This is a genomic window from Thiocapsa sp. (genome assembly GCF_011390875.1).
Taxonomy (GTDB): domain Bacteria; phylum Pseudomonadota; class Gammaproteobacteria; order Chromatiales; family Chromatiaceae; genus Thiocapsa.
The window spans coordinates 1-17,173 of the sequence record NZ_JAABRP010000108.1 but is presented as its reverse complement, the minus strand read 5'-3'; the positions used below and the strand labels follow the sequence as shown (position 1 = coordinate 17,173).

Below are 17,173 nucleotides of genomic sequence, written 5' to 3'. Positions count from 1 at the left end.
GCGAGGGAGCCGGGTTCGCGCCGACCCTGCTCTTCTACGCCACGAACGGCGAGCTCCTGTATCGCGCGATCGGCTATCGAGACCCGGAGCGCTTCGGGCTGGTGTTGGACTACCTGGAGGGCGCCTATGATCGGGGGCAGTCCTTTCGCGATTTCCTTGCCGAGCGCGCGAGCGAGTCCGAGACGGCGCGATCGAGCTATCGCTTGGCGCCCGATCCGCTTTTCGGCGCTCCCCCTATGCCTTGGATCGAAGCCGCATCGCTGCCCGGCAACCCTTGCTCGTGATCTTCGAGACCGACGGTTGCGCCGGATGCGAGGTCTTTCACACCGACGTGCTGGCTACGCCCCGGGTACGCCGGCTGTTGGATGGTTTCGAGACCGTCCGGCTCGACGCCGGCGACGCCGAGACGCCTGTGCTGGCGCCCGACGGGACGCGGACGACGCCGGCGGCGTGGTATGCCGCGTCGGGGTTGTCGCACCTCCCCGCGCTGCTCTTCTTCGAGGAGAACGGTCGCGAAGTCCTGCGGATCGACGCCTTGGTCGGGCCTCAGAGGATGGTGAATTCACTCCTCTACACCCTCGAGCGCGCCTACGAAAAGCAGTGGACTTATCAGCGTTTTGCCCGTTCGAAGGCCCTCGAGCGGAGTCTGCCGTAACCGACGGCCCCCGCAAGCGATTCCGTTCAGGCGGAGAACTTGTACATCACGTCCGTCACGCGACCGCGCCAGTAAGGCGTGCGCCCTTCCGGCAGGATCCAGGCGACCTCGGCCTGCACCGGGATCCGCATCTCGCTGCGGTCCTTGTACTCCGAGAAGCGGCCCTCCCAGGGGGTTTGGATCATCTTGCCGTCCAGCGCGCGGTAACGCCCGCTCGCGCGCACGCCGCCGATCAAGCCAGCCTCGTCGAAGTCGAACACGAGCGACACGCTCAGATCGCCGTCGGCGAGCGTGGCCCGGGCGGAGCGATCGTCGATCGGCTCCCAAACGACCCCTTGGCTCGGCAGGAGCTTGGTCGGGTACAGGGGGGCCTCGGCGAGGAAGCGCATCAGCTCGGCGTGCGCCAGTTCCGGGCTGCTCGGGACCTTCACAACAGGGAAGAGTCCGAAGAGCGCGGCCTTCAGCACGCCGGTACCGGCGATATAGGCATCGAGCACGAAGATCTTGGTCGCCGGGGCGATGCGCACCCGTGCGTCCCAATGGAAACCCGGACGCTGCATGACCACCGATTGGTTCGCCCTTGCGGAGGACCATTTGCCCTGACCGCGGCCAAGGTCGATCTCGCCTTCGAGCCCCAGCTCAGCGGCGGAGATGATGGGTTGGCCGTCCTTCAAGCTCGCGAGGAAGTAGCGTTGCACGGGCGCGGGCAGCCCATCCAGCTCGTTCGAGTCATAGGTGTTGGGGATGATCCTGCCACGCCCGGCTTCGAGACGCGATTGCAGGCGTGTCGTGCCGGCCTGCCATCGAGAGATCCCCAGGAGCAGAACCGCCGTGGGCATGATGATCAGAGCGAGCAACAACAGAAAAACCAGGTTCAGCCACATGTTCGATTCTCTGCTTTGGGGATCTGCTAAACCGCGACCAGCGCGGTATGCAATGGTTTTTGAATGGGATCGGCCCCGGCAGACGTGACGACCGCTGGAGCCGGCGCGGTTTAAGATTCTAAAAAAAGATCATTTTAAACCGCGTCCCCGCTAAGGGCTGTGGATGCACCAAACGTCGAGCTCACTCGAAAAATTTAGCATCTCGCTCTGGACGCGGTTTAAGGTGGGACCCGCTCGGGTCGGGGACGGGACGATTCCCCGACATTATTCAAGGTGATCGTCGATCCGTCCACCGTCCGATAGGGAGCGGTTTGGCAATGCCGCACGCACAGGGTATCGTTCCGTCGTTATGGACACACTCGCCCGCGTCACCGATCTCAGTCGCCGCTTCGGAGCCCGTCGGGCCTTGTGCAGCCTCGATCTCGAGTTGCGGCAGGGCGAGGTGGTGGGCCTGCTCGGGCCGAACGGGGCGGGCAAGACGACCTGTCTGCGCCTGCTGAGCGGGACACTCGCGCCCAGCGGGGGACGGGTCGAGATCCTCGACATCGATCTTGCGCGGCACCCGGTCGCGGCGAAGCGGCATCTGGGCTATCTGCCCGAGCGCCCGCCGCTCTATCCCGAGCTGCGTGTCGACGAGTATTTGCGCCACTGCGCACGGTTGCATCGCGTCCCGCGCGCGGATGTCGCGGATGAGGTGGATCGGGCGAAGCAGCGCTGCGGGCTCGACGCGGTCGGCCGCACGCTGATCGCCAAGCTCTCCAAGGGGTTCCGCCAACGTCTCGGGATCGCCCAAGCGATCCTGCATCGCCCGAAGCTTCTGATCCTGGACGAGCCGACCGAGGGACTCGATCCGGTGCAGATCCGCGAGGTCCGCGGTCTGATCCGCGACCTGTCGCGCGACTGCGGCATCATCCTGTCGAGCCACATCCTCTCGGAGGTCCAAGCGGTCTGCGATCGCGTCCTGGTGCTTCATCAGGGCCGGATGCTGCGCAGCGACCGGTTCGACGCGCTCGGTCCGACCGCGCTCTGGCGAGTGCGCCTGCTCGGGGGGGACGATTCCGGCGCCTGTTCGGGGGTCGAGCGACTCGAGCGCCTCGCCTGCGTCGAGGCCGCGGTTGCCTTGGGCGAGGACCGATTTCGGGTGATCCTGACCGAGGGGGCCGAGTCTGCCGATCTGGCCCGCCAGATGCTGACCGCCGGGTTGGACCTCTGCGAACTGGGTCCGGAGCGCCCGGACTTGGAGCGCGTCTTCTTCGATTTGATCGGCGCGGGAGGGACGCCATGATCGGCGTGATCGCGGGTCGCGAGCTGCGCAGTTCGCTGGTGTCGCCCGTGCTATGGATCCTGCTCGGCGGCGCTCAGGTCGTGCTCGCCTGGATCTTTTTGCAGGTCGTCGACGACTTCACGGGTCTGGGGGCCGACGAGCGGGTTGCGAGTCTGACGGTGGAGCTGGCGCTGAACCTGTTCGGATTCACTGCGGTGATCCTCATGCTCACGGTGCCCCTAATGGCCATGCGGATGCTGAGCGGCGAGTTTCGCGACGGCAGTTTCGAGCTGGTGGCCGCCGCGCCGGTGCGTATCGGCGAGCTGGTGGCGGGGAAGTTCCTTGCGCTGACGATTCTGATGACGCCGCTCTGTCTGCTGCCGGTCATCAACATCGCGCTGCTCGCCGGCAGCGCCGAGCTGGACCCGGGTCAGATCGCCGCCGCTACGCTCGGGCTCTGGCTGGTCGGCGTGATGTTCTGCGCCGTGGGGCTCTACGCCTCCAGCCTGAGCGCCCAAACGGGTGCATCCGTGATTGCAGCCTTCTCGATCCTGCTGGTTCTCTCCGTCATCGGCCGGGTCGAGACGCTGGGCGCGCATGATCTCTCGCTGTTCGGCTGGCTCTCTTGGAACGAGCATCTCTTTTGGTTTCTGCTCGGGGCAGTACGTTTGAGCGATCTGGCTTATCTGCTCGGGTTCACGGGCCTCTTCCTGGCCCTGACCCACCGCCGACTCGCGAACCGGGTCTTGCAGTGAAACGCATCCTGCCCCTTGCGACGGCGCAGCTCCGGCGGCTCAATCGGCCGGTCGCGGATGCGCTGTTTCTCCTCCTTCTGCTGGCCGTTCTGATCGCGTGCGGCTGGTTGATTGCCCGCCATGACCGCTATTGGGATTGGAGCGCCGTCGGCGCCAACAGCCTGACGCCCGAGAGTCTGGTCATCCTCGCCCGACTCGACGGCCCGCTGCGCGCCACCGTCTTTGCCGACCCGGCGAGTCCGCTCGGCAAGGGGATCGAACGGCTGCTCATGCGCTATCGGCAGGCGCAGCCCGGCATACGGATCGAGGTCGTCGACCCGCAGCTCTTTCCGGAGCGCACGCGCGACGCCGGGGTGACGCTGCTCGGCCAGATCCTGCTCGACTATCGCGGACGACGCGAGATCGTTGCGGAGGCCGGCGAGCGGGCGATCAGTGCCGCCATTGCCCGGCTCGGCGCGAGTCGGGTCCCTTGGGTCGCCGTCATCGAAGGTCACGGCGAGCGCGCCATTCAGGGCGAGGCGGGTGCGGACCTCGGGCGCCTGGGTCGCGAGCTGTCCGAGCGCGGATTTCTCGCTCGGCCGCTCGACCTCGGCCGGGTCGACGGGGTGCCGATCAACACCCGGATCCTGGTGCTCTCCACGCCGCGCATCCCCCTTTTTCCGGGCGTGGTCGAGCGCCTGATCCAGTATCTGGATCAGGGCGGCAACCTGCTCTGGCTTCTCGATCCCGGACCGCTCAACGGGCTCGAGCCACTGGTCGATTATCTGGGTCTGACGATCCTGCCCGGCACGGTCGTCGATGCGGACGCCGCCGCCTTGGGTGTCGCGACCCCGGCCGTTGCGGTCATCGCCGAGTATCCGAATCAACCTCTCTCGGTCGATCTCGACGTCCCGGCCCTGCTGCCCGGCAGCATCGCCTTCGGGACCGAGCCCGCACCCGGCTGGATTCTCGACTCCTATCTCGCGACCGGCGCGCGGAGCTGGAACGAGGTCGGTCGGCTCGACGGCCTGATCGACCGCGACGAGGTGATCGGCGAGCAGCCCGGTCCGCTCCCGGTCGTCTTGGCCATGAGGCGCCCGGTGCCGGAGGATGGACGCGAGCAGCGCGTCCTGGTGGTCGGCGACGGCGACTTTGCGAGCAACGCCCAGATCGGTGCCTACGGGAACCGGGCGCTCGCGCTCGCCCTGCTGGCCTGGCTGAGCGACCCGGGCGACCTCACGGTGCTGCCTCCGGACCCGAGCGAGCCGGACGCGCTCGTACTCGACGAGGAGCAACGGCTGCGCATCGGGCTGGGATCCCTCGTCCTCTTGCCCGCGATCTTCCTTGTGATCGGGCTCGGCATCCGCTGGCTGCGCTGGAGGGGGAGATGAGGTCACGCTGGATCCTCAACCTGGTCCTGATCCTCGTCCTCTCGGCACTCGGCTGGGTGATCCGTCACGATCTCGCCGTTACGCGAGCCCCGGCGACATTGGCCGGCTCGGGTGCACCCGAGCCGCACCTGATCGAGATCGCCCGCGAGGGCGAGCCGACCATTGCGCTCGAGCGCCTCGCCACCGGCTGGCGGATGCGCTCGCCCTGGGACGTCGATGCGGACCCGGAGCGCGTCGCCGCGTTGTTGGCGATCCGCGACGTGCCGCTCCTGCGCAGTGTCCCGGCGCAGGCCGCCGCGCTCGACGAGCTCGGCCTGGACCCGGTCAAGCTGCGTCTGCGTCTGGACACGACCGACATTGCGATGGGCGGGCTGGACCCGATCGAGCAATGGCGCTATGTCGCGAGCGACGACTTGCTCCACCTTATTCCGGACCGTTTCCAGCATCTGCTGATCGCGCCGCCGATCGACTATGTGGCGCGCATGCCGCTCCCGCGCGATCTCGGGCCGGTCTTCGCCACGCGCGATACCGTCCCGCTGAGCGGCGAGACCTTAGACCGGTTAAGGGGGCTGGTCGCCGAGCGACTCGAGCCCTTGATCGGCGAGCCGACCGGCGCACTGCTCGAGGTGAGCGCATCGGACGGGACACGGGTGCGCTATCGGGTGTCGGAGGACGGGCGGCGTTGGACACGACCGGATCTGAGGCTGACCTACGTCCTCGGCGAGGCTGCCGAGCTGATCGAGGATCCGAGCGTGGTCGACCCGCGACCGCCGGTCTCGGTTGCGGTGCCCTTCGCCGATCCGGATATCGGATCGAATGTCGACACGGATGAAGCGCCGATCGACACCGCTTGGCCGGAGTCTGCCTCGCGTCCGGGTTCGGACGTCTTTGCTCCGGACCCCGCCCCGCTCACCCACGGGGACCCCGAATGGCGCGAATCACCGGGCACACTGGATTCGCTGATGGACCCGGACGCGCCCCTCTCCGGCGAGCTCCCGCTCGGCGCACCGCCGGAGGTCCGGCTGCGGCCGCATGAGGTGCTTCGCGAGGAGGTGCTGACTCGGGACGGTGTGGGACAAGACGGCTCCGGGGTCGAGGAGTGGCGAGAGCTCCCCGAGGGCTTCGGTCTGGATCCCTTCGCCCCGGATCCTGCCGACGCCGATCCCGCAGCGCCGGACCCCGATCCGCCGAGTGGTCAACCCTGATGCCCGAGCTTCCGGAGGTCGAGACCACGCTCCGCGGCATCCGACCCTATCTGGATGGCGCGCGCATCGAACGTCTGATCGTGCGCGACCCGCGGCTGCGCCGCCCGATCCCGCCCGAGACCGCAGAGCGCGTGGCGGGTCAGGCCGTGCGGTCTTTGTCGAGACGCAGCAAATATCTCTTGATCGGCTTGGATCAGGGCAGTTTGCTCATCCATTTAGGAATGTCCGGAAGCCTGCGGGTCGTCCCCGCGGACAGTGCGCCGAAGAAACACGACCACCTTGATCTGGTGTTGGCCGATCGGCGTTGTCTTCGCTTGCACGACCCGCGCCGCTTCGGACTTTTTCTGTGGCTCCCGGAGACGCCCGAGCTTGCCGAGAGCCGTCACCCGCTGCTGCGCGGCCTAGGCCCAGAGCCGCTCGGGTCGGCCTTCGACGGCGACCACCTCCACCGTCTGAGCCGAGAACGGCGGGTCGCCGTGAAGATCTTCCTGATGGATGCCGCGGTGGTGGTCGGGGTCGGAAACATCTATGCGAACGAGTCGCTCTTCCTGGCCGGCATCCATCCGGCACGGGCCTGCCATCGGATCGGTTTGGAGCGCTACCGTCGTCTCGCCGAGGTGATTCGAGGCGTGCTCGATGCCTCCATCACGCAGGGCGGCACCACGCTGCGCGACTTCGTGCAGGAGAATGGCAACCCCGGCTATTTCGCCCAATCGCTGCGGGTTTACGGCCGCACCGGGGAGCCGTGCGTCGCCTGCGGCGCGCCCATTCGCCAGCGGCGCATCGGACAACGCTCGAGCTTCTATTGCGTGCATTGCCAACACTGATCCGATCAGTGTGATGTGGCGAAAGCACGCCTTTGGGTCGCCCCGCCCGGCGCCGAGCGTCGATCGCGCGCAGACCGCCCGGAGACACGATGATCTTATTCGAACGATTGGCTCAACTGCATTGGCCCATTCTGCTGGGCGTGGCACTGGTACTCATCCTCTGGCGCCTCGGGTCAGGGCCGCTTCAGGGCCGCTGGCTGCGAAAACGCGCTCCGATCATGCTCGCCGTCGGCGATCTGCTTGTGTGGCCAGCCTTGGTGTTGGTCGCGGGAAGTCTGCTCCTGCTGCTCACGCCGTGGCTGGCGCTCGAGAACGCCAACGCCGGGGTTCGGACCGCTACCCTGGTCGTGTGCTATCTGGTCGCCAGTTGGCTGCTCGCGCGCCTGATCGAGGTGATGATCTTGCGCAAGGCCGACGACGCCCTACCCGAGCGCGTGCCAAAGCTGGTCGTCGGCTTGATCTATGCCGCGCTCATGTTCGTGGGTATCGCGCTCTTGATGTGGGAGCGCGGCTATTCCTTTACCGGGATTTGGCTCTCGACCGGTGTCGCTGCTGCCGTGCTCGGCCTCGCGCTTCAGCGCACACTCGGGGACCTCTTCTCCGGGATCGCACTCGGTATCGAGCGGCCGTTCACGATGGGTGATTGGGTCGAGCTACGCGACGGCACCGTCGGTCAGGTCATCGACCTCAACTGGCGCGCCACGCGCCTGCGGGGTTGGGACAACGCCACCCATGTCATCCCCAATTCAAAGATGGCCGGCGAGCCGCTGAAGAATCTGCATGACGACCAACATCTCTTCGCCCCTTGGTATTTCGTCCGGATTCCGGCCGAGGTCGATCCGCGCTTCGTCACGGCGCTGATCCTCGACGCGGCCTTGCGGTGCGAGAGTGTCCTGAAGTTTCCCCACCCGATCGTTCGCCTCGCGGATGCGACGACCATCCCGTATCAGTACATGGTGTGGGTCCATTTGAAGAACTATCCGGCGGTGTTTCGCGGTCGCGAGGAGCTGTTCCGCGAGATTCATTGGGCCATGCAGCGCGCCGGGATCAGCATCGCGCCGGAGGTCCATGAGCTGCACACACGTCGAGCCGCCATGGTTCAGGCCGAGCCGCCGACGATCCTGCTCGCGCTCAAGGGTTTGGATGTGGCGGGTTTGCTCACGCAGGAGGAGCTTGAGCAGGTGGCCGCGCGCAGCGTTTATTCTCACTTCGACAGCGGTCATGTCATCCTTGCCGAAGGCGCTCCGAGCGATGCCTTTTACGTCATCGTCGGCGGACTCGTGGAGGCCGCCATCACACTGCCCGATCGCACCCGCAAGGTGACGGAGGTCCTCGGTCCCGGGCATCACCTCGGGATCACATCCATGTTGACCGACGAGCCCTCCTTTCTGGAGCTGCGGGCTAAGAGCGACGTGACCCTGATCCGTATCGATCTCGACTGCCTGAGGTCTCTTCTGGCCAAACGCCCCGAGCTGGCCGAGCGGCTCGCCCGCATCGTGAAGGAACGCGTCGATGCTGCGGATGCGGCCAGGGCCGCGAGCCGCCAGCCGGTCGGCCGCCTGAGCCTGCGCGATATCCGTCAGCGTATCGAAGGCCTCATGGCACGCCAATCACGCTTTACGCGGCGACCCTAAACCGCGCCCAGCGAGGTATGCGATGTATTTGGATGGGGTTGGCCCAGGCAGATTTGACGACCGTTGGAGCCGGCGCGGTTTAAAGCAATTCCAGATGCGCCTTGGTGGCCTCAGGCACAGCGGCGAGCGGCACCGCACGATCGAAAGTCACCAAGCGACCGCCATGGTTCACCGCCAGTGCCAGCAGATAGACATCGGTCAACTGACGTGAGCCGAGCACGTGCCGCCAATCCAGGTGCCGAGGTTCGAGTAGACTCAGGTCATCATGCCAAAACGAGTGCCAGGGTGTCGCGGCGGCTTCCGTGAGTCGCGTCGCGATCGCCGCGGGCGGCTGCGCACCCGGGTAGGCGGATTGGGACAGGATGCGGATGCAGCCGTTCTGAGTCAGCGGGCAGGATGCCCACCCCTGCTCGATGTTGGCCTCGAGCCAGGCTCGGGCGCGGTCGTGGTGGATATGCGCCGCATCAAGCAGCGCGATCAGCAGGTTCACGTCGAGCAATGCGCGCATCAGACCCCGTCCTGCTCGCGCAGGCGCTCGACGAGGTCGTCGGTCACGACCCGGCCCTCGGATGCCAAGGGACGGAAACCGCAAAACGGTTGCGGCTCGGACAATGGGGCCTGCTGCTCCGGTAAGGGCTGTGTCAAGGCACGACGCGCGAGCTCCGAGATGACCGCACCGGCCGTCTTGCGCTGGCGCCGAGCAATCTCCTTTGCGGCGTTCAGAACCTGATCGTCGATATCCAGTGTTGTGCGCATGACCTTCTCCAGCGGTTGATGCGGTGATGCTAGTGCATCAGATGCCAGCCCGCAAGCCACGGCGCCACCGGGCTAAACCCCGTCCAGCTTCGAGCGTCCGAACAGGCGTTCCCGGCCGGGGACGGTCGGGACGTCACCGCACGGTCTGGAGGAAGTGCATGTGCCGCTCGTATTGGTCGAGGACGTCGCCGATGATGTCCTGCGCGCTCCAACCCATGAGGTCATAGTCTTGACCGCCTTCGCGCAGGTGGACCTCCGCGCGGAAATACTCGAGCGCTTTCGCCCGGCTGGCGCGGGTGTCGCGCATCACGAAGCTGGGCGACTCGTAGGGGCGTGGTCGGACCGAATAGAAGAAATCGATCTCGGCGCCATGACGGACCTCGACCCAGACACGGCCGTCCTCGCCTTCCACGAGCCCGGCATCCAGGCTCATCTTGCCCAACTCCTCGACGACCTCGCTCAAGGCCGGTTTGACGGTGTCGCGGATGAAGCGCAACACCTCGGCTTGGGTCGGCTGGTGCACGAGTGCGCGCAGTCGGCGGCGCCAGTTACCCGGGCTCTGCGGGCCGCCCGGTGTCACCCGTGCCGCGCGTAGGCTCAGATGCTTGATCGCGTCGATGCGCAGCGCCTTCAACAAGCCCCAGCACATGAGGATCATCACGATCGTAAAGGGCAGTGCGCTGGCGATGGTGGCGGTCTGAAGCGCGGCCAATCCGCCTGCGACCAACAAGGCCGCGGCGACCACGCCCTCGACGATCGCCCAGAAGATGCGCTGCCAGAGCGGTGATTCCTCTTTGCCGCCCGAGGTCAGGATGTCCACCACCAGTGAACCGGAGTCCGACGAGGTCACGAAGAAGGTGACGACCAGAACGGTCGCGAGCAGCGCGGTCACGCTCGCAAACGGCAGCTGCTCGAAGAACTGAAAGAGCGCCACAGAGGTATCGGCCGCCACCGCAGCGGCGAGCGAGGTGATCCCTTGAATCATGATCATGTGAATGGCGGTGTCGCCGAAAAAGGTCATCCACATGAAGGTAAAGCCCACCGGCACCAGCAGGACGCCGGAGACGAATTCACGGATGGTGCGTCCGCGCGAGACCCGCGCGATGAACATGCCGACGAAGGGCGCCCAGGCGATCCACCATCCCCAATAGAAGAGCGTCCAGCCGCCGATCCAGTCGGTCGGCTCGTAAGCGTAGAGATTGAAGGTCATCTCGAACAGATTGGACAGATACATCCCGGTGTTCTGAACAAGCGTCTGCAGCAGAAAGACAGTCGGCCCGGCGATCAAGACAAAGGCCATCAAGGCGACGGCCAGGATCATGTTCAATTCCGAGATCCGCCGGATCCCCGAGTCGAGTCCGAGCCCCACCGAGAGGGTGGCAATGGCGGTGATGCCGGCGATCAACATCACCTGAACGCCGATCGATGTCGGCACATCGAAGAGATAGTTGAGCCCCGAATTGATCTGAATCACCCCGAACCCGAGCGAGGTGGCCACGCCGAAGATGGTCCCCAAGACCGCGAAGATGTCGACCGTATGCCCGATCGGGCCGTAGATGCGATCGCCGATGAGCGGGTAGAGCGACGAGCGAATGGTCAGGGGCAGTCCGTGCCGGAACGCGAAGTAGGCCAGCGAGAGCGCGACGACAGCATAAATGGCCCAGGCATGCACGCCCCAGTGAAAAAAGGTGATCCGCATGGCCTGACGTGCGGCCTCGGCGACCTCCGGGTCGCCGACCGGAGGGGCGACAAAGTGCATGACCGGCTCGGCCACGCCGAAGAACATCAGACCGATCCCCATGCCGGCGGAGAACAGCATCGCGAACCAGGACACATAGCTGTAGTCCGGCTCGGAGTGCTCGGGTCCGAGCTTGATTCGCCCGAGACTCGAGACGGCGAGCGCGATCACGAAGACGACAAATCCGGCTACGGCCATCACGTAAAACCACCCCGCCGACTCGATCACCCAATCCTGAATGGATTTGAACAGGGGTTCCGCGGTCTCCGTGGCGAGGGCGGCGAAGAGCACGAAGGCCAGCGTCAACACCGCCGAAATGATGAAGACCGGGGGATTCCACTGAATCCAGGGTTTGGTCCCCGCTGCAGGGCCCGATTCGTTCGTGTCGTTCATGGTCGTCATCCTTCGTTATGGAGTACGGCTCCCGGCGAGGCGACCGCGGTCGCTCATGTTCGAGGCGCGTGTTGGTTCGTCGGCCAATGCGGCCGGACGATCGTCGTCTCTCGACCCGACGACGCCCGGCGCGGATAGCCTTTAAACCGCGCCCGGTGCGGCATGGCTCGTTTGTTGGATTGGCTTGGCCGCGCCAGCTCCGCCAGCTCCGACAGCTGTCGGAGCTGACGCGGTTTAGTCGGCACCCTTCTTGAAGTGTAGGATTCCCCATCGAAGATAACCCGAGGTGCCCGCGTCGACCCAATGCCCGAGGCCGGCGATCATGCGATCGACGTAGGCATCCGAAACCTTGCCGGCAAGCGACTCGCGCGCCCGCACCAGATCCTCGCACACGCGGCTGTAGTGGGTTACCAGATTCTCGGTCATCTCGAGCGCCTCCATTAGCGCGAGTCCATGACGGGCGGCCGCTGCGCGGTAGGCACCGATGGATCCCAAGCTGTCGAGATGGATCCGCGCGAGCACCGGTTCGAGCACGCCGGGCGGACAGTCGTCCGCCTGCATCGGATCCGTGAACACGAAGCGACCTCCCGGTCGCAGCACGCGCGCGGCCTCCGCAATGACCTGCTCGCGCCGCCCGCTGTGCAGGATGGCGTCCTGCGACCAGACCAAGTCGTAGCTCCCGTCGGGTGAGGGGACGTTCTCGAAGCTCCCGTCCACCACCTCGATCAGGTGGTCGAGACCCTGTTCACGGTTCATCTCTCGGTGACGCGCGTTCTCGCGCTCGCTCAGATTCAGCGCCGTGATCCGACAGCCGAGCTGACCGGCGAGCCAGCGTGCCGCCCCGCCGTAACCGGCGCCCATGTCGAGTACCCGTGAATCGGGTCCCAGACCGGGCACCAGCGCCGCCATCCGCTCGACGGTGCGACGGCTCGCATCGGCAATTGCTTCGTTCGCCGTGTCGTAGATCCCGATATGGATGTCTTCCCCACCCCAGACATAGAAGTAAAAGTTGTCGGCATCGTCGCTGTTGTAATAGGTGCGCGCGGTTTCGACGACCGCGGAGTAGGTGTCGCTCATGCGTCGTCGCCTCCTTCCAAGTAGCGTTTCTCGGCGACGTGGATGAAGAAGTCCGGCTCCTCGTCGCGATAGGTCTCCTTGAAGTCTCCATAGGTCGTGACGCGCTGGAAGCCGACCTCGTGCAGCAGTCGGCGCGTGTAATCCTTGCGCAAGGGAAACATGTTGAGATGAAAGACGTGGTCGCCGGGAAATTCGTAGCGAAAGCGCGCGAGCGTGTCGTCGACATGTTCGGGCTGGGCGCGGACGTTCTCGCCGCAGTAATAGTAGTTGTGCGTCGGAGCGATCTGATGATCCAGGATGGCGTCGTAGTTGCGCTGATCGAGAATCAGGATGCCGTCGTGGCGCAGCGTGGCATAGAATTCCGCCAAGGCCTTGCGGCGGTCGTTCTCGTCGTGCAGATGGGTGAATGAATTGCCCAGGCAGATCACGGCGTCGTAGTAGTCGTGGACGTCTCGATTGAGCCACCGCCAATCCGCCTGCACGGTCCGCAGGATCTTCTCGTTGCGTCGCGCATTCTCGAAGGCCTTCGCGAGCATGACCGGATTGCCGTCTGCGCTGGTCACCTCGAACCCGGCCCGCAGCAGTTGCACCGAATGAAAGCCGGTTCCGGTGGCGACATCGAGCACCTTGCGCGCGCCGTGCTCCTCGAGGAGTCGCATGAAGAATTTGCCTTCGCTTTGAGCGCGACCGTCCCAGTCGATTAGTTCGTCCCATTTTTCCACAAACGATTGGACGTATTCGGCTTGATAATGATTAGTGTCGCGGACCTTCAGCGGATTGTTCCCGTAGTCTTGCTTGGTGCGTTCGAGCTTCATGTCACCTCCTGTCTCCCGGATCGGGAGTGATGTTGGTGGCTGAAGACGCTTTCAGTGCTGAGCAAGCGCCTCACCGCTGCGTGAGCGGAGCCGCCCGAGTCGGGCGATAAACCAATGAGTGCGTGATCGGCGCAACCTGACGGACCGACGTCTTCGTCCTGAGTCCGAACCAAACTGTCGTGCCGCACGCAGCTTAAGGAGAGCTGATGATTCGCCGTTCACGACTAAAATCAGCACGCAAAGCGAAAGAGCGATTTCCGCTTTGCTTCATGTCCGGTTGCCGAGGCGATCGAACATGTCGGCACATCCGTGTGCCGCGGGAAACGCCGGTGCGATCGGCGTTTCGCGATCTGAATTTCCTTAGAAGTAATACCCGAGATTAAGGTTGAAGCGATAGTTCCACTTGTCGTTTCCGTTCACGCCGAAATCCCCGACGCCGTCGATTCGTCCGTAATCATCCATGCCCCCGCCGGCGGCCTCGTTCCCGACGAAGTAGTTGCCGTTGGAGTAGGCGAGATCGCTGTAGATGTACCAGCCACCGCTGGCCCATGCAGCGCCGGCCACCCACATCTGGCTGTCGTTGAAGGAGCTTTCGTCCTTCACGATGCTGCTGTACTCGATATAGGGCAGCACGGAATCCAGCCAGGAGATCTGCGGCGTTTCCACCAGGTAGCTGACGGAGACCGCCGGAATCCATGCCTTGGTCGCGACCGGCCACGCAAAGTCGTACGCGCCCATCGGGATCAATGTGTCTGTGCCCCAAGGATTGTCGCTGTCGATATCGTATTCGTAGCGGGTCAGTTGCGAGGCAACGGTGAGCGGACCCATCCGGTTGACCATGTGTGCGGAGGCTGCCCAATGGCTGCCGTCGTCGGTCCGCTGCCCCTTGAGTTGACCGTATTGGAGCGAGACGCCGACATCGGTCGGGATCGCGGTGTCGGCGAAGCCATAGATAGCGCGCAGGTTGAGCTGATTACGCTCGTCGAAGCCGTTGTGGTCACCGCCGAATGACACATTGCCCTCGGCATCGACCGATTCCTCCCACCGCACCGCGTCGTAGCTGTAGCGCGTGCTGTTCAGGCTGCGACCGAAATAGCTACCCTCGCTCGACGGATAGTAGGCAGCGTCCAACGTCCATTGGTCGATGCTTGTGCTGTATTTGATGCCGAGATCCATGTCGTCGGACAGCCCGACATAGTAGTGCTGATCGAAGAACCAGCTTTGCGAGACACCGTAGGGGCCGGGGCCGAACGGCACGCGATTGACCCCGACTTGGATCTCGCTGTCGTCCGCAAACCGATAGCCGAGCCAGCCTGTATGCAGGAAGTTGTAGCTCTTGCCTGTCCCCGCCGCATACCAGCGGTACTCGAGCCGACCGATGATGTTTTCATAGTCGAGCGCGAGATTGATCCGAAAGGTGTCAAGCTCGATGTTCCCGCCGTTGCCGCCCCGATTCGGGCCCGCCTCGACCTCGGGCACCTTGTAGCTGCCGAGGACATAGTTGACCCGCATGGCGCCGCCGACGGTTACCGGTCCGATCTTCAGCACCGTGCTTTCCGGGGCGGATTCATCCAGCGCTTCATCCGTCTCGGCGACGACGTTCGGGGCAATCATCTTCTCCGATACAACCGCCGCGTCGTCCGCTCCGGCATCGAGCGCGCCGGTACCGATCGGGTCGTCCTTCGCTGCCGCGAGTGCGCGCCGAGCCTCGTCGAGCTGACGTGTGAGCTCTGCGACGCGCTGCTCGAGCGCATCGACATCGGCCGAGGCCGCCGCCGGGAGTGCACACAGCATCCCGAGCAGCAGCGCCCCGATCGCCGGATGCCGAGCGGTCTCGGCGCGGGGGTGCAATTCGTTCCGTCTCATCGCCATACCTCGTTCACTCGCTCCCGGCGCTCGGCATCCAGGACGCGACAACGTCCGGATTCTCCGAGATCCAACGCTTCGCGTTCTTCAACGGATCGGCGCGTCTTTCCTGATTCAAGACCATCAGTTCGGCCATCTGATCCGGCGTCCAGCTGAAGTTGTCCAGGACCGCGTAGACCTCCGGCATGTCTTCCTTCAACCCTGCGCGGACGATGGTGTGGATCTCCTCCTCGCCGCCGTAGACGCCTTTCGGGTCGTCGAGGTACTTCAGATCGTATTGGGCGAACTTCCAATGGGGCGTCCAGCCGGTCACCACGACCCACTCTTTCTTGTCGATGGCATCGCCCAGCACGGCGGTCATGATGGGGCCAGTGCCTTCGACCAAGGTCAGATCGGTGATTTCGTAATCCTCGAGTACCTGCTCGGTCTTGCTCATCAGACCGGCGCCCGGATCGATCCCGATAATCTTGCCGTCGAAACGCTCGGCCGCACCGTCGAGATCCTCGATCGAGTCGATCTCGACATAGGCCGGCACGACCAATCCGATCCGGGTCCCGACGAGATTGGGACCGAGGTCCTCGACCTTGTCGGAGACCTGTTCGAGGTAATGGTTGTGGGTGGTGGGCAACCAGGCGGCGACGAGGCCGTCGACATCGCCGCTGCCCACGGCCTGCCACATGGCTGCGGCTGAAACCGGCGTGATCTTCACGTCGTATCCCATGTCCTGGAGCACGGCCTTCATCAGGTTGGTGCTGGCGACCTCGCTCGACCACTCGACATAGGCCAACTCGACCTTGCCCTTGTCCGCGGCGAGCGCCGAGCTCCCGACGGCGGCGAGCGCCGCGAGCGCGGCGACTGTATACCTGTTGATCATGATGTCTTACCTCTTCTTGATGTGTTGTTTTGGTTCAGGTGTTCGGCTGCTCCTTGCCGCGTCTCCCGATCCCCTGGGTGATCCGATCGAGCAGCATGGCCAGAATGACCACGGCGATCCCGGCCTCGAAGCCCATTCCGGCCTCGTTGCGTTGGATCGCTCGCCAGACCTCGCCGCCCAAGCCTTGGGCACCGATCATGGCTGCGATGACCACCATCGAGAGGGCCAGCATGATGGTCTGGTTGATCCCGGCCATGATGGTCGGGACGGCCAAGGGGAGCTGGACCTTCCAGAGTTTCTGCCGCCGGGTGGCCCCGAAGGCATCGGCCGCCTCGACCAGATCGGCGGGAACCTGACGGATCCCGAGAGTCGTGAGCCGGATGGCCGGCGGCATCGCGAAGATCACGGTCGAGAAGATCGCCGCAACCGGCCCGAGACCGAAAAAGGGGATCGCCGGGATGAGATAGACGAAGGCCGGCATGGTCTGCATGAAATCCAAGACCGGAAAGATGATCCGGTAGGCACTCGGCGAGAGGGCGGCGAGGATGCCGAGCGGTCCACCGACGGACACGGCGATCAGGGTCGCGATCAGGACCATCACCAGGGTCTGCAGGGTCGCCTCCCAGAGTCCGAGGTTCCACAGCAGGGCCAGGCCGGCCAGGGCGAAGAGCGCGGTGCGGATTCCGGTCAGGCGCCACACGAGTAGGCCCGCGAGAAGAATCGTGACACCCGGCGGGAGCCACATGAGTGCATCCACGGTGCCCTCGATCCCGGTTTCCATCAGATCCGAGACCACCTTGGTCGCGCCGGCGAACTGCCCGGTCAGGGCATCGAGCCCGTCGTCGATCCATTCCGCCAGGGGGAGTCTGGGGATCTCGATCATGCTCCGGCCTCCGCGATCTCGGATGTGCTGCCGTTTCCGTTGCCGTTGCTGCCGATGGATTCAGCCAAACCCTGCAGCAGCGACGCCCGCACGACAACGCCGAGCAGGCGCCCCGCGTCGTCGACGACGGGGGCCGGCATGGTCGTGTCGGCCAGCAGACCGAACAGGTCACGGACC

At 64.8% G+C, this 17,173-nt stretch carries 16 protein-coding genes and 2 pseudogenes; 8 read left to right on the top strand and 10 right to left on the bottom strand.

Annotated features, from left to right (window positions below):
• A pseudogene (locus GPT33_RS10370) lies at window positions 1–284 on the top strand (hypothetical protein); the annotation flags it as partial.
• Complete coding sequence (locus tag GPT33_RS10365) at window positions 281–655, top strand: hypothetical protein (RefSeq protein WP_296808372.1); 375 nt, start codon at window positions 281–283, stop codon at window positions 653–655. The pseudogene GPT33_RS10370 and the gene GPT33_RS10365, both read left to right, overlap by 4 nt.
• Window positions 656–681: 26 nt before the next feature.
• On the opposite strand, the gene GPT33_RS10360 is transcribed toward GPT33_RS10365, so the two are convergent.
• The gene (locus GPT33_RS10360) at window positions 682–1,539 is read right to left on the bottom strand and encodes a DUF6544 family protein (protein ID WP_296808369.1); all 858 of its coding nucleotides are present in this window, start codon (window positions 1,537–1,539) and stop codon (window positions 682–684) included.
• 349 nt (window positions 1,540–1,888) lie between these two features.
• Here GPT33_RS10360 and GPT33_RS10355 point away from each other — a divergent pair, with 349 nt between their 5' ends.
• The 6 genes from GPT33_RS10355 (at window position 1,889) to GPT33_RS10330 (ending at window position 8,594) form a co-directional block, all read left to right on the top strand.
• Window positions 1,889–2,824, top strand: a complete 936-nt coding sequence (locus GPT33_RS10355; protein ID WP_296808366.1) for an ABC transporter ATP-binding protein — start codon at window positions 1,889–1,891, stop codon at window positions 2,822–2,824.
• On the top strand, window positions 2,821–3,558 hold the full coding sequence (locus GPT33_RS10350; protein ID WP_296808363.1) for an ABC transporter permease subunit: 738 nt from the start codon (window positions 2,821–2,823) through the stop codon (window positions 3,556–3,558). The genes GPT33_RS10355 and GPT33_RS10350 overlap by 4 nt, the downstream gene beginning before the upstream one ends.
• A complete protein-coding gene (locus tag GPT33_RS10345; RefSeq protein WP_296808361.1) occupies window positions 3,555–4,928 on the top strand; it encodes a GldG family protein in 1,374 nt (457 codons plus the stop codon). Before GPT33_RS10350 ends, GPT33_RS10345 begins: the two co-directional genes overlap by 4 nt.
• Window positions 4,925–6,133: a hypothetical protein gene (locus GPT33_RS10340; protein WP_296808358.1), complete on the top strand. Its 1,209-nt coding sequence runs from the start codon at window positions 4,925–4,927 to the stop codon at window positions 6,131–6,133. Before GPT33_RS10345 ends, GPT33_RS10340 begins: the two co-directional genes overlap by 4 nt.
• Complete coding sequence (gene mutM / locus GPT33_RS10335; RefSeq protein ID WP_296808355.1) at window positions 6,133–6,960, top strand: bifunctional DNA-formamidopyrimidine glycosylase/DNA-(apurinic or apyrimidinic site) lyase; 828 nt, start codon at window positions 6,133–6,135, stop codon at window positions 6,958–6,960. Before GPT33_RS10340 ends, mutM begins: the two co-directional genes overlap by 1 nt.
• Before the next feature lie 89 nt (window positions 6,961–7,049).
• Complete coding sequence (locus tag GPT33_RS10330) at window positions 7,050–8,594, top strand: mechanosensitive ion channel family protein (RefSeq protein WP_296808354.1); 1,545 nt, start codon at window positions 7,050–7,052, stop codon at window positions 8,592–8,594.
• Between the two features lie 79 nt (window positions 8,595–8,673).
• Here GPT33_RS10330 and GPT33_RS10325 read toward each other — a convergent pair whose 3' ends face one another.
• The 9 genes and pseudogenes from GPT33_RS10325 to GPT33_RS10285 form a co-directional block, all read right to left on the bottom strand.
• Window positions 8,674–9,102, bottom strand: coding sequence for a TA system VapC family ribonuclease toxin (locus GPT33_RS10325; protein WP_296808351.1), 429 nt, complete (start codon window positions 9,100–9,102; stop codon window positions 8,674–8,676).
• Window positions 9,102–9,350 carry a hypothetical protein gene (locus tag GPT33_RS10320; RefSeq protein ID WP_296808348.1) on the bottom strand — a complete coding sequence of 83 codons (249 nt, stop codon included), beginning with the start codon at window positions 9,348–9,350 and terminating at the stop codon, window positions 9,102–9,104. Before GPT33_RS10320 ends, GPT33_RS10325 begins: the two co-directional genes overlap by 1 nt.
• A gap of 133 nt (window positions 9,351–9,483) precedes the next feature.
• A complete protein-coding gene (betT, locus tag GPT33_RS10315; protein ID WP_296808346.1) occupies window positions 9,484–11,481 on the bottom strand; it encodes a choline BCCT transporter BetT in 1,998 nt (665 codons plus the stop codon).
• 234 nt (window positions 11,482–11,715) lie between these two features.
• Window positions 11,716–12,558 (bottom strand): class I SAM-dependent methyltransferase, encoded by an 843-nt coding sequence (locus GPT33_RS10310; RefSeq protein ID WP_296808342.1) that lies wholly within the window; start codon window positions 12,556–12,558, stop codon window positions 11,716–11,718.
• Window positions 12,555–13,373, bottom strand: coding sequence for a class I SAM-dependent methyltransferase (locus GPT33_RS10305; protein ID WP_296808339.1), 819 nt, complete (start codon window positions 13,371–13,373; stop codon window positions 12,555–12,557). The genes GPT33_RS10310 and GPT33_RS10305 overlap by 4 nt, the downstream gene beginning before the upstream one ends.
• 360 nt (window positions 13,374–13,733) lie before the next feature.
• Window positions 13,734–15,245, bottom strand: coding sequence for a hypothetical protein (locus GPT33_RS10300; protein WP_296808338.1), 1,512 nt, complete (start codon window positions 15,243–15,245; stop codon window positions 13,734–13,736).
• A gap of 7 nt (window positions 15,246–15,252) precedes the next feature.
• The gene (locus GPT33_RS10295; RefSeq protein ID WP_296808335.1) at window positions 15,253–16,113 is read right to left on the bottom strand and encodes a glycine betaine ABC transporter substrate-binding protein; all 861 of its coding nucleotides are present in this window, start codon (window positions 16,111–16,113) and stop codon (window positions 15,253–15,255) included.
• A gap of 34 nt (window positions 16,114–16,147) precedes the next feature.
• Window positions 16,148–16,996 (bottom strand): proline/glycine betaine ABC transporter permease, encoded by an 849-nt coding sequence (locus GPT33_RS10290; RefSeq protein ID WP_296808333.1) that lies wholly within the window; start codon window positions 16,994–16,996, stop codon window positions 16,148–16,150.
• Window positions 16,993–17,173: pseudogene (locus GPT33_RS10285) on the bottom strand (glycine/betaine ABC transporter ATP-binding protein); the annotation flags it as partial. The gene GPT33_RS10290 and the pseudogene GPT33_RS10285, both read right to left, overlap by 4 nt.